Below are 12,561 nucleotides of genomic sequence, written 5' to 3' on the forward strand. Positions count from 1 at the left end.
CGGGAAGCAGACCATGACCGAGACAGCCACCCAGACTTATCCCGCCACCCGGGCCTACCGGACCCACGTGGCCCGGGTCAGGCGCCTCAGCGAACACTTCGTCCGCATCACCTTCGCCGACGAGGACCTGCAGCACTTCGGCACCGGCGGGCTCGATCAGCGCATCAAGCTGATGATTCCCCGCGCGGATGGCACGCTGCCGGACGTGGGACTGTTCGAGGAACCGGCCCCGCCGATGATGCAGTGGTACACCCGCTGGCGTGAACTGCCGGACGAGGAGCGCAATGCCATGCGCACCTACACCGTGCGTGCCGTGCGTCCCGAGGCCGGCGAGATCGACGTCGACTTCGCGCTGCACGGCGCCGACGGGCCGGCGTCGGCGTGGGCGATGGGGGCCGGCGTCGGGAACGAGATGGTGATCATCGGCCCGGACGAGCGGTCCGAGACCGGCGGCCGGGGCCGCAGCGGCGGCATCGAATGGAACCCCGGCGAGGCGACCACGCTGCTGCTGGCCGGTGACGAGACCGCGGCGCCGGCCATCTGCGCGATTCTGGAATCCCTCGACGAGAGATACACCGGCCACGTGTTCATCGAGGTTCCCAGCGCCGACGACATTCTCCCCCTCCAGACCCGAGCGGCGGTTCAGCTCAACTGGCTGGCCCGCGGCGAACGCGAACACGGCGAGATGCTGACCAAGGCCATCCAGGCGTGGGGCCGTGAGCACGGCGCCGAGGTGGCCGGAGGAACCCAGAACGGCTCCATCGCCTACGTGGTCCGCAGCGACGAGGAGTCCGGTGACGGCGCCGAAGCTCCACTGTGGGAAGTTCCGCCGGAGAGCCCGCACGGGCACTGGTATGCCTGGCTCGCCGGGGAGGCCGGCACCATCACCGGACTGCGCCGCTATCTCGTCAAGGGCTTGGGCATCGACAAGAAGTGCGTGTCCTTCATGGGCTATTGGAAGATGGGTCGCGCCGAGGGCAGCTGAGCCAGTTGCGGGCTAGAAGGTTGCTGCGGGCTCAGCGGTGGCCGAGGTCGCTGAGGCCATCAGTGCCTCGTGGAGGTTACCGCGCGACCGATCCGTCTTGTACGGAGCCGGCTTCACCACCGCACGGATCGTCTTCTGCCGGTGCCCGGGAGCGCCCCAGATGACGTCCACCTCGGTGCCGATCTCAGCATGATCCACGTCAATGGTGGCCAAGGACAGCATCTTGCGGAAGAAGTAGCTGTACCCGCGAGACGTGGCCGTGCCCACGAGCCGCCCGCCGATCTCCACCCGATCAGTCCACATGTAACCCCGCTGATCTCGGGGCATCTCCATGTAGTCGTAGTGCTCACCCTCCTGCAGCAGCGAGTTCTGGACGTCGGCGACATCATCGGCATTCCACTCCAGGGTCCTCAACACCCGGCGGGGATTCGCCTTCTCGGCGGCGAGCGCCTCGGCCCCCAGGTAGTCACTGCGCCGCGTGGTGACGACCTTGGACCAGCCGAGCTCGATCGGACTGCGGTAGTAGTCCGAGGGCTGCTGGCCGTCGAAGCTGCCGGCGATGTAGGCGGGCTGAGCGAAGGAGGGCATCGAGGACAGGAAGAAGGCCATGTAGTCGGTCATGTCGTCGTCGAAGATCGCGGGGATGTAGTCCGAGGCGATCGTCGGGTAGGCCGCCTCCAGGTGGTTGATCATGGCGATCCGACCACCCATCTTGCGGATCCCGTGCGGCCGGCCGGCCTCCAGCACCGCCTGGTACACCTCGTCGCTGAACTCCTTCGGCCCCTGGAGCTCGAATCCCGGCTCGCCAGCCATGCCCTGGCGGAGCGCGTAGACGTCATGCCCGGCGATGGTCACCGGAACCGCGTACATGTACTTGGCGTCCAGCAGCGCCTCGGCGTTCGTGAGCTCGTTGAGCACGGCGATGGCCTTCGGCCCCGAGACCTGGAACATGAACCAGTCATCGCGTTCGACCTGGGCGTTGTAGTCTCCGCGCTCCAGGTTGAAAGAGAGCCAGTAGCCACCGCGGCCGTGCACCATGAAGTCCTCGTCACCGAACCGGGTCAGCACCCCCTCATGGATGACCTTGCCGTCCTTGTTGGTGTGGATGGCGTGCTTGGACTGGCCGATCTCGAAGGTGCTGAAGTCGTTGACCGTGTAGTCGGCGATCAGCCGGAGTGCGTCCGGACCCGTGAAGCGGTGCTGCCACAGGAAGGACCAGTCGCCGATGTAGCAGTCCTGTTTCCACGACAGGCTCTCGTCCAACCAGTCGGTGTACTCGGGCTGGCCGAATCGGCTCCAGGCGTATCCCTCGGGTCCCTGGCGCATGTCCTGGACGGTGATGCTCATACTCAATACTCCTCGTGACGGGGTTGATAGTGGGGGTTGATCAGACGGGTTGATAGTGGGGGCTGATACTGGTCTGTTGGTGTTGCTGAGGCCGTGGTGCTGGGCGGGGTCAGTTCGTGCCGGACAGCACCACGTCCTCGACGCTGAGGTCGCCCTCGAGCAAACCGTCCTCGCTGCTGATCTCGATCAGCCGTTCCACGGATTCCACGTGCACCTCATCGCTCCAGCGCGGCAGGCGCAAGGACTCGGCCACCTCCGGCGGGATCGAGGTATAGGTCTGCAGGATCTCCCGGGTCTCCTCGGGGTTGCTCTCGGCGTACTCGGCCGACTCGGCGATGGCGTCCTGGAACGCCGAGACCAGTTCGGGGTCCTCTTCGGCCATCGCGCTGGTGGTGAAGTAGGTCGAGGCCATCAACTCCGGGGAGACTTCCATCCAGTTCCAGAACACCGGACGCATGGACTCATCCAGTCCGCTGGAGAGGAAGGGTTCCACCAGGAAGGCTGCGTCCACGGTCCCCTGCTGCACGGCGGCCACCATGTTGGGAAAGGGCATCTCCACGAACTGGACCTTCGAGGGGTCGCCGCCGTCCTGACGGATGGCTTCCTTGACGGTAGAATCGGAGATGTTGTTCAGCGTGTTGACCGCCACTTTGTGGCCCTCCAGATCGGAGGCGGAGGAGATGTCCGTGTCCGGCATGACGACGGTGGCGCCATAGTCGGTCTCGGCGTCGCCGGTGCTGGAGCCGCCCGGGGCGATGACTTTGACGTCCAGGCCCCGAGAGGCGGCGACGATGACGCTGGTCGGGTTGCTGAACCCGAATTCCAGCTGTCCGCTGGTCACCGCAGGGATGATGGCAGCGCCGCCTTGAGCGGACTGCAGTTCGACGTCCAGGCCGTGATCCTCGAAGATGCCCTGGTCGATGCCCAGGTGCAGCGGTGCGACGTCGACCAACGGCATGACGCCGACGGTGATCTCCTGCAGGTCGCCGGCCTCGGCGCCGCCGTCGTTGGTGTTCTCCCCGGCTCCATTGCCGGTGCCGGTGGGCTCCGTGCCCGACGGGGAACCCGCCCCGCCGCAAGCGGTCAGAGACAGGGACAAGGCCAGCAGTGCGCCGGCGGTCCATGCCACGGAGACTCGAGACGAAGGCGATGACGGTGAAATGCGAGAAGGACGAGCGGAATGCAAAGTACCCATGATGGTCTCACCTCTGATTGGCAAAGCTCCGGGGCGGGATCCCGGAACTGCTGATGAATGTGATGTAGAGCACTCTGGTATCGAGGTTAGAATCAAGGCACTTATCAAACCAATCGAAAGTGCGGATAGGACTATCTAGCATCTCTATATGCCGGCTTGACGAGGCGGTCGACCAGTCGGTCGACGAAGCCGGCGAGACGCAGAGAGGATCACCATGGCCATTGCCGGCTCGGGCTACGACATGAACCTGATGCGCACTTTCGTGGTGGTCTACGAGACGCGCAGCGTGACGGAAGCCGCCAAAGCCCTGTACATCAGCCAGCCCTCCGTCAGCTACGCCCTGGCCAAGCTGCGCAAGATCTTCGCCGATCCGTTGTTCCTCCGGACGCGGCAGGGACTGGAGCCGACACCCGCGGCCGAGTCGCTCTATCCGCAGATGGTCCAGGCCATCCAGTTGATGGACTCCGTGGTCCAGAGCGCCACCGACTTCCGGGCCGAGGAGACTACCCGCACCTTCCGCCTGATGATGACCGACCTGGCTCTGATGGCGCTGTTCTCCTTCGTGGTGCGCGCGATCCAGGGACTGGCTCCGCGAGCCCGGATCGAGGTGACCCTGCTTGATGTGGCCCAGCTGGAGGACAAGCTACGCCGCAATGAGATCGACGCCGCCATCGCGATTCCCGCCTTCCCCGCCGACATCGTGGTCCGGGACCACCTGATGGACATGCCCTACGTGGGCGTCTGCGCGGCGTCTCACCCGCGCCTCTCCGACGCCCCGTCCGTGGAGGATCTCGTGGCGGAACAACGCATCGTCGTCTCCGAGGCCCTCGGGCACCAGCACGTGGAGCAGACGCTCAGCAGACTGCACGGGCATCAGCAATCATCCCTGGCGCTGCCGAATTACTCCGTTGTGGACGAGACGATCGCGGCGACCGAGTCCTACTGCGTGGTGCCGCTGTTCCTCGGAGACATGTTCGTCAAGCGCAGCCCCGTGCGGAAGTTCATCCTGCCCTTCACCTTGGAGCCGGGCCACGTGGGACTGCACACCCTGCGCCGCGTGGCTCCCTCACCGCCGGTCGAGTGGTTGCGTCAGGTCATCTCCGAGGCGTTGCAGGCCTATCCGTATCCTCAACACATTGAGGACTACGACGACAGCTGGTTCACTCCCTGAGGACCGAAACCGGACGACGTCGGCGTTTCTCCGGCGAACATCGCTGGTCACCTGCCTATGGTGAGCGCGCCGTCTCTTGACGAATACCCCTATCGGCCCCGGCTTCGTGTGCTTCCCCGGCAGTCCCCCGCGAAGTCCCGGTGCCGTGCTGAATGGAGCCAGAAGTGTCGCACCACCTCACCGGACCGCAGCAGTATCCGTCCCCGACCTCGTCGGCGCCTTGGTCGCCGCAGGCTTCTGCAACGCCGCAGACGTTCGGCTCACGATTCTCCCGCCGTCGTCTGCTGCAGGGCACCGCCGTGCTCGGCGGGGCCATCGCTTTCGGCTCGGCCGCCGTCGGGCTTCCCGCCTTCGCCGCCACCGTGAGCCGGCCTGACGTGATTTCGACCTCCGGCTGGGGCGCCTCCGACCCCAAGCGTTCACTCAAGACCTTCGGTCGGGTGCCGACCCACTTGGTCATCCACCACACCACCCACGAGAACTCCAGTGACTACTCCGCGTCAGCCGCTGAGGCCCTGGCACGGCTGCTTCAGCGCAACCACTTCACCAACGGCTGGGCGGACACCGGTCAGCACTTCACGGTGGCCCGCGGCGGCCAGCTGCTCGAGGGACGCCACGGTTCACTCGACACCCTGAAGGGCGGCAAGACGTTCGTCGAGGGGGCCCATGCCTATGGATTCAACGATGAGTCCGTGGGCATCGAAGTCGACGGGATGTACATGCACGCGGTGCCCACCGAGGCGCAGTGGACGTCCTTGGTGCACTTGAGCGCCTACATCTGCCAGCAGTACGGGATTCCGGTGGAGAACGTCATCGCCCACCGAGACGTGCCTGGAGCTCAGACCCTGTGCTGCGGTGACGCCTTCTACGCAAAGCTCTCCGCGCTGCGGAATGAGATCTCGGCTGCACGGGCCAACGGCGTCGGCGGCTCGTCCTCTGCAGGGACCTACCCCACAGTCCGCAGCGGCGACGAAGGCGAGGCCGTTCGCCGCTTGCAGGCCTCCCTGGACGCCACGGGGCACGATCCGGGCTCTGTGGACGGGGTCTTCGGACCGGCCACCGAACAGGCTCTTCGCGACTATCAGGCCTCCATCGGCACCCTGGTGGACGGCATCGCCGGGCACAAGACCTGGGGCGCCCTGGCCACCCACCACGCGGCCGGGACCACGGTGCGCCGGGGTGACTCCGGGACGCAGGTGGAGTACCTGCAGCGCGGCCTGAGCGCGTCCCTCGGAAAGTCTCTGGCCACCGACGGCATCTTTGGGCCGAACACCGAGTCGGCGGTGCGTTCATTCCAGGAAGACCGTCCGCTCGCCGTGGACGGGATCGCCGGGCCGGCCACCTGGTACGACCTCCAGCACGGGCGCTAGACCGGACGGAAGCAACAACCGGAGAACGAGCGGGAGGACGAGCCGACCGGGATGAAACCTGTTCACGTCATGCTCGTCTCGGCGCAGCCGCTGATCCTCCGGGCCCTGACTGATTGTTTCGACGGAGCGGGCGCGACTGCTCCCCACTCGGATACCCGCTCAGATAGCCGCTCCGAGGCCCGCTCTGTTGGCCAGTTCAAGGTGACGACCGTGCTGTCCTCGGTGGACGAGGCTGTCGCGGTGGCACCGGATCTGAAATCCCACGTCGTCGTGCTGGACACCGAGAACGGCGTGAACCGCGGCAGTTCGGCCGTCGTCGACCTGTTGTCCGCCAACCCCCGACTGCGCATTCTGGCCCTGACGTTCGCGGCCGAGCCGGGCGCCGTCGTCGCCATTCTCCGAGCCGGTGCCATCGGCGCGGTGAGCAACGTGGCCAAGCCGGCCGACATCCTCACGGCCGCAGCCGCCACCGCGACCGAGCCCCTCGTGCTGAGCCCCGACCTGCAGTTCATGCTGGCCGCCCGCGCCGTCGGCCGAACCGGGCACCGCGAGGCCGAGGCGCTCAGCCCGGCGGCGCAACGGCTCGGCGTAACCAAGCACGAGGCTGAGGCCATCAGCTACTTGGCGCAAGGGCTCAACAATCATGAGATCGCCGAGGCGATGTTCGTCTCTGCCAGTTCGGTCAAGGCCTATCTGAAGGGGGCCAAGCGCAAGGTCGGAGCCCGGGACAAGGTTCAGCTGCTCGTCCGGTCCTATGAGCTCGGGCTGACCGCTCCGCGGCGTGCGCCGGAACGGCTTGATTAGCTGAACTGGCTGGTCGGTTCTGGTTGGTCGGTTCTGGCTGGGCTATCGAACGGCGACTATCGGAAGGGGCGAACCGGGACTATCGGACGAGGTCGACCGGCACTTTCGTCCAGGGTCAAAAGGTCAAGCGGACAGTGTTGCTGTCTCCGGAGACGCGTGACCGGTCCGGGGGGTTCTCTGCTCGATCTCGCCACGCAACGGTAGAGCTATGACTACTTCGGCTCGCGCCACCCACGGCACCTCTGACCACCGCAACGACAACATCCTTGACCGCCCTCAGCCCGTCCGCCGGTTCGCCGCCCGTGTCGCCGCGATGTCGGCCACCGCTGTGGTTCTGGGTGCCGGCTTCGTCGGGCTCGGCGCCACTCCGGCCTCGGCCGAGACCGGCGCCATGATCATGCCGACCAGCGGTTCGATCACCGGGACGCCCAACGGCTACTGCCGCTCGGGCAACTCGCACGAGGGCTTCGACATCGCTGCTCCCACCGGCCGGAAGGTCGTGGCCGCCGCCGACGGCAAGGTCGTCACCTCCGACTACGCCTCGAGCCCCGGCAACCGGGTCGTCGTCGACCACGCCAGCGGCTGGGAGACCCGCTACCTGCACCTGAACTCAAAGAGCGTCTCCGTGGGCCAGACCGTCAAGAAGGGCCAGACCGTCGGCTACGTCGGCAGCACCGGCGGCTCCACCGGCCCACACCTGCACTTCCAGATCGAGCGCAACGACGTAGTCGTCCGCGACGGCAGCCTGTTGAACGACTTCACCTGCGGCTCCACCGTGACCTCGGGCCGTGCCATCAACTACGCGTTCCCCGGACTGTCCGGCGGCTCGAGCGGCTCGGTCGCCTACCCGAAGTTGCGGGAAGGTGACCGCGGAGAGGCCGTGACCCAACTGCAGAACGCCCTGAAGAACGCCGGCGTCAACCCCGGAACCATCGACGGCGTCTTCGGCACCGACACCAAGTCCGCCGTGCGCTCCTTCCCGTCCAAGGTCGGCACCGGCGTCGACGGCGTCGTCGGACCCAAGACCTGGGGCGCCCTGGTCACCTACCCCGCCAACGAGACCAAACTGCGCAACGGCTCCACCGGAACCCAGGTCATCTACCTCCAGCGCGGACTCAAGGCCACCACCGGCATCAACCTCGCCACCGACGGCAAGTTCGGCTCCAACACCGAATCCGCCCTGCGCCAGTACCAGAGCTCCCGCAACCTCGAATCCGACGGCGTCGCCGGACCCAACACCTGGAACGCCCTCAAGAAGGGTCAGTGAGAGTCACTGCGGTCGGGCCACTGCGCAGGAAACCCCGCGGCCTTGTTCCTTCTGGAACAGGGCCGCGGGGTTTCGGGATACTGCGTGCGAGCGGGTGACGCCTGCGCTACCGGTGATGCCTGCGCTACTGGCGCGGCCGACGTCGGGAACGTGGTTGACGTGCCAGACGTGCCCGACGTCGCAACTACTCCTTAAATGCGCTGTGCGGGCAGATATGACTGGTCATATCTGCCCGCACAGCGGCGAAGGGTGAAGAAGATCAGCGCTTCGAGAACTGCGAGGCCTTGCGCGCCTTCTTGAGGCCGGCCTTCTTGCGCTCGATGACGCGGGCGTCACGGGTGAGGAAGCCGGCCTTCTTGAGCGCCGGGCGGTTGTTGTCCCGGTCGATCTCGTTCAGGGCACGGGCCACGCCGAGACGCAGTGCACCGGACTGACCCGAAGGGCCGCCGCCGGAGATGCGGGCGATGACGTCGTAGGCGCCGTCGAGCTCGAGGAGCGTGAACGGATCGTTGACTTCCTGCTGGTGCAGCTTGTTCGGGAAGTAGTTCTCGAGGCTGCGACCGTTGATCGTCCACTGGCCGGAGCCGGGGACCAGGCGGACGCGGGCGATGGCCTGCTTACGGCGACCCACGGCGCCGCCACCGACAGTCAGCGCGGGGCGCTCAGCAACGGCAACGGTCTCGGGGGCTTCGGTCGACTCGGAGGTGTAGCTGGTCAGCTCCACTTCCTCGGTGGACTCATTCTCATTGAGAGTCATGGTTCTCCTTGAAAGATTGTGTTGGTGCTGACCCGTTACTGGGCGACCTGGGTGATCTCGAACGTCTTCGGCTGCTGAGCGGTGTGCGGGTGCTCGGCACCGCGGTACACCTTGAGCTTGTGGAGCTGCTCAGCGGCGAGGGAGTTCTTCGGGAGCATGCCGCGAACGGCCTTCTCCACGGCGCGAACCGGGTTCTTCTCCAGCAACTCCGCGTAGGAAACAGAGGAGAGGCCACCCGGGAAACCGGAGTGGCGGTAGGCGCGCTTCTTCTCGAGCTTGGCGCCGGTCAGGGCCACCTTCTCAGCGTTGATGATGATGACGAAATCGCCCATGTCCATGTGGGGGGCGAAGGTCGGCTTGTGCTTTCCGCGCAGCAGTGTTGCGGTCTGGCTGGCAAGACGACCCAGCACGACATCAGTGGCGTCAATGACGTGCCACTGGCGGTCGGCATCGCCGGGCTTCGGGGTGTACGTACGCACGTTGTTTGCCTTCGTGTTCGGTGTCGGTTACAGCGTCCCGGCCTGCGGGCGTGAATCCGTGGGCCGGTTACTGAGTTCATCGGTGCGCAGCCGGTACACCAGGTGAGGACTGGTATGAGGCCGGGTCCGAAAGCTTCCCGGCGGCACCGGGGCTTCAGCGGCCATGCAACCAGGCCACCCAACGGCGCAGCGAATCCGGGAAAGGACACGCACAACGAGTAGCAATACTACCGGTTCCGCGACGCAGGGGCAAAGCGTCCCGCTTTTGTCGCCGCGGGGAGCCTTGGGAACATGCCCAGCCCGACGGCGGCCCGTGCCGGACGCTGCCAGCGCGACCGATAGTGGTGGTGCCGAGAAGCGGGCGGAGCCGGAAAGCGGCCGGCGTCGGGCGCTGGCGTCGGGTGCTGGCCTCTCGTGGAGCCGGGGCTGCTGAACGACAACAAGTGGACAGCCGGTGGGCAGCTGGCAGCGGGAGCGCGCCCCTCTCCCTGTCCACTACTCCACAGGTACCTGTTTGTGGCGTGTCGTCCACAGATTTGCCGAAGCCCTTTCAGAAGCTCTCACCCCATGATCGAATGGAGTTATTCGAACATCAGTTCCCATAGGATCCCCTCCAGTGCATCGGGGCGGGAAGCAGGAAAAGACAGCAAGGCAAAGACAGACGGAGAGGAGGGTCTGATGGCAGACGACACTGGACCAACCCGGCGGCCCCGTGGTTCCGAGCCGTCGCCTCAGCCTATCCCCGCCCGAATGCGCCGACCCGCCTCCAGTCCCTCAGGCTCACTCAAATCCGCACGCCACTCCACGGATGCGCCGGAACCCGCGCACGATTCGACGGCCCTACCAGAACCCGCACCCCACGCCACACCTTCCCTGGACGATCTGCCGTTGTGCCAGCTGACCGCTCTGCTCCAGACGGCAAGCACCGCACTGGTACGACGCATGTCGTCCTCGGACGCTCTCCGCGAGCTGTCACCCATGACGCCTTCCCAGTCCGGCGGTGGGGCCAGCGATTGGGGGTCGATGCTCCCGCCGGCAGAGGCTGATCACGAGATACCGGATATCGCCACGATGCAGGATGACACCTTGCCCGCCCTCCACGCGACGCTGGAGACTGTTCACCGTTCTGTGGCGGCGGCTCAGATGTCCCTGGCCGGCCACACTGTGCAGACCTTCGAAAATCCGTCAGAACGCCGGCGCCTCCTCGGACTACCCGAAGGCAAGACCGCGTTCCGGGATGCCACTGACTACCTCAAACTCTCGCTGCGAATCGACGGCACCGAGGCCCGCCGCCGCACGCGGTGGGCCGCCACGCTCGAGCCAGTGCGGACCATGTCCGGTGAGCTGCTGCCCCCGAAACTTCCGTTGTTATCCGAAGCCGTGCATGACGGTGCGGTGGATCGTGTCGCTGTCGACGTGATCACCGGTGCCATCGACAAGGCGCGGCAGATGGCCCGCCGCGTCGGAGTCGACCCACAGGCGCTGGCAGTCGTGTTGGACGACGGTGAAGAACGCTTGGTCTCTCAGGCCCTGTCTGTAGACCCGGGCACGTTGCGCAAGGTGAGCGACCACTGGTTGAAGTGGGTCGAGGCCACCGTGGATCCAGACGGCGCCGAGCCGAACGATGCGGACCTGCCCCAGTTGCAGGGCGTGATCCGCAAGGGCAAGCGCAATGGCTTGCACCACTGGCATCTCGCGGTGAACGACGAGCAAAATGAGTACCTGCTGACCGTCGTCAATGCCGCCACCAATCCGCGCGCGCCATACCGAGGCGATCCTACGGCCCCGGCATCAACTCTCAGCGATGGGGAAGAGCAAGCCCCCGACTCCGACGGCACCTGGGATGAGACTGTCGAGAGTTACATGACCGCCGAGGTGTTGTCCGAAGTCGATGGCTCCTCCACTGCGGTTCCGGCGCTCGATCCGCGGTCGAGGAACCAGAAGCAGCTGGACGGCCTCATTGCCTGCCTTGCCGGTGGACTGGCCCTCATCGAGTCGGACAAGCTTCCCTCCACCGGCGGAATGCGGCCACAGGTCGCCGTCACGATCGACTACAGGACCTTGCTCAGCGACCTCGAAAAGGCCGGACGAGTCACCGCCGAGGACCTCCGCCAGTTCGAGTCCTCAGCCGCGTATTCCGGCCCGATCCATCCCAACACCATCCGGACCATGGCCTGTGACGCAGATATCCTCCCCGTCGTGCTGGGAGCGGACGGCGAAGTGCTCGACGTCGGCCGAGCCCAACGACTTTTCCCCGCGCGGATGCGACAAGCGATCGCCACTCGAGACGGCGGCTGCGCTGCCCCTGGCTGTTGGATACCGGCCCCCTGGTGCGATGTCCACCATGTGGAGCATTGGGAACATGGCGGGTCTACCAGTGCCGCCAACGGCGTGCTCCTCTGCAATCATCACCATCACGCCGTGCATGCCGGCGCCTGGGACATCGACATGAGATCAGGAACGCCCTGGTTTGCCCCCGCGCCGTATCTCGACCCCCGGAGACAACCCCAACGCAACCGCTACTGGCGGAGGTAGCGAACCCTGACCTTGGCGCTCGTGGCACTGGTGTGCGCTCATCCGGGCGACCATGGTGCAGCTTCCTCAGTTTCGCGCCGCTGATCCTGCCTTTGCACGCCATCCGGGCCCGCTCTGCCGAGGTTATCCGCAGAACGAACTCAGGAACGAGTCAGCCCTGACCTAGTTCGGCAGAATAGGGACAGAGTTTCCGCAGAAAAGCATTTCTAGGGCGACATTTAAGTCCTCTAGACCTACTCTTTTATTACCGGCACGGATCACCACAACGCCAGCCGGACAAGCCACCACACATCTCGCTACGGCTCACCGGCCGAGTACCAAGGAGAAACCATGCAGACCATCCTGAACCTCATCGCCTCCCGCCTCCGCCGCGACGAAGAGGGCGCTTCCGCCGTCGAGTACGGCCTGCTGGTCGGACTGATCGCTGTCATCATCATCGGTGCGGTAGTCACTCTGGGCGGCCTCCTGAACACGAAGTTCGGCGAGATCAACACCGAGTTGGGGGCCGGCTCCACCAGCGGCTCAGTCATCATTCAGTGACCTCGGGGCTGCCCGCACCACGGAGACAATAACGTCCTTCCCACCAGGGGCGGCCAGCACACTGTCGCCGGCCGTCCCTGAGGGGTAAACGCACCCAGACACGGAGCACAC

11 protein-coding genes are annotated in these 12,561 nt (G+C 65.8%); 7 read left to right on the plus strand and 4 right to left on the minus strand.

Going from position 1 to position 12,561, the window contains the following annotated elements:
- Window positions 1-13: 13 nt before the first annotated feature.
- Window positions 14-985, plus strand: coding sequence for a siderophore-interacting protein (locus ACFQQD_RS01780; protein ID WP_378085581.1), 972 nt, complete (start codon window positions 14-16; stop codon window positions 983-985).
- A 12-nt stretch (window positions 986-997) separates the two neighbouring features.
- Here ACFQQD_RS01780 and ACFQQD_RS01785 read toward each other — a convergent pair whose 3' ends face one another.
- Both ACFQQD_RS01785 and ACFQQD_RS01790 read right to left on the minus strand, forming a co-directional pair.
- Window positions 998-2,332, minus strand: a complete 1,335-nt coding sequence (locus ACFQQD_RS01785) for a glycine cleavage T C-terminal barrel domain-containing protein (RefSeq protein WP_378085583.1) — start codon at window positions 2,330-2,332, stop codon at window positions 998-1,000.
- A gap of 109 nt (window positions 2,333-2,441) precedes the next feature.
- Complete coding sequence (locus ACFQQD_RS01790; protein WP_378085585.1) at window positions 2,442-3,461, minus strand: ABC transporter substrate-binding protein; 1,020 nt, start codon at window positions 3,459-3,461, stop codon at window positions 2,442-2,444.
- Window positions 3,462-3,741: 280 nt separating this feature from the next.
- Here ACFQQD_RS01790 and ACFQQD_RS01795 point away from each other — a divergent pair, with 280 nt between their 5' ends.
- The 4 genes from ACFQQD_RS01795 to ACFQQD_RS01810 all read left to right on the plus strand — a co-directional run bounded on the left by ACFQQD_RS01795 (window position 3,742) and on the right by ACFQQD_RS01810 (window position 8,139).
- On the plus strand, window positions 3,742-4,698 hold the full coding sequence (locus tag ACFQQD_RS01795; RefSeq protein ID WP_378085587.1) for a LysR family transcriptional regulator: 957 nt from the start codon (window positions 3,742-3,744) through the stop codon (window positions 4,696-4,698).
- 164 nt (window positions 4,699-4,862) lie between these two features.
- Entirely contained in the window at window positions 4,863-6,068 is a 1,206-nt protein-coding gene (locus ACFQQD_RS01800) for an N-acetylmuramoyl-L-alanine amidase (protein WP_378085589.1), read from the plus strand.
- 51 nt (window positions 6,069-6,119) lie between these two features.
- The gene (locus ACFQQD_RS01805; RefSeq protein WP_378085591.1) at window positions 6,120-6,872 is read left to right on the plus strand and encodes a DNA-binding response regulator; all 753 of its coding nucleotides are present in this window, start codon (window positions 6,120-6,122) and stop codon (window positions 6,870-6,872) included.
- Window positions 6,873-7,080: 208 nt separating this feature from the next.
- Window positions 7,081-8,139 carry a peptidoglycan DD-metalloendopeptidase family protein gene (locus tag ACFQQD_RS01810; RefSeq protein WP_378085593.1) on the plus strand — a complete coding sequence of 353 codons (1,059 nt, stop codon included), beginning with the start codon at window positions 7,081-7,083 and terminating at the stop codon, window positions 8,137-8,139.
- A 259-nt stretch (window positions 8,140-8,398) separates the two neighbouring features.
- Here the strand turns inward: ACFQQD_RS01810 and rpsI are convergent, their stop codons facing one another.
- Together rpsI and rplM are read right to left on the minus strand one after the other, a co-directional pair.
- A complete protein-coding gene (rpsI, locus tag ACFQQD_RS01815) occupies window positions 8,399-8,896 on the minus strand; it encodes a 30S ribosomal protein S9 (protein ID WP_378085595.1) in 498 nt (165 codons plus the stop codon).
- Window positions 8,897-8,931: 35 nt separating this feature from the next.
- Window positions 8,932-9,375, minus strand: a complete 444-nt coding sequence (gene rplM, locus ACFQQD_RS01820) for a 50S ribosomal protein L13 (protein ID WP_378085598.1) — start codon at window positions 9,373-9,375, stop codon at window positions 8,932-8,934.
- 942 nt (window positions 9,376-10,317) lie between these two features.
- Here rplM and ACFQQD_RS01825 point away from each other — a divergent pair.
- Together ACFQQD_RS01825 and ACFQQD_RS01830 are read left to right on the plus strand one after the other, a co-directional pair.
- Complete coding sequence (locus tag ACFQQD_RS01825; protein WP_378085600.1) at window positions 10,318-11,910, plus strand: DUF222 domain-containing protein; 1,593 nt, start codon at window positions 10,318-10,320, stop codon at window positions 11,908-11,910.
- A gap of 330 nt (window positions 11,911-12,240) precedes the next feature.
- Window positions 12,241-12,450 (plus strand): Flp family type IVb pilin, encoded by a 210-nt coding sequence (locus ACFQQD_RS01830; RefSeq protein WP_378085602.1) that lies wholly within the window; start codon window positions 12,241-12,243, stop codon window positions 12,448-12,450.
- The last annotated feature ends 111 nt before the right edge of the window (window positions 12,451-12,561 follow it).

The organism is Citricoccus sp. GCM10030269, from assembly GCF_042665635.1.
GTDB lineage: Bacteria > Actinomycetota > Actinomycetes > Actinomycetales > Micrococcaceae > Citricoccus.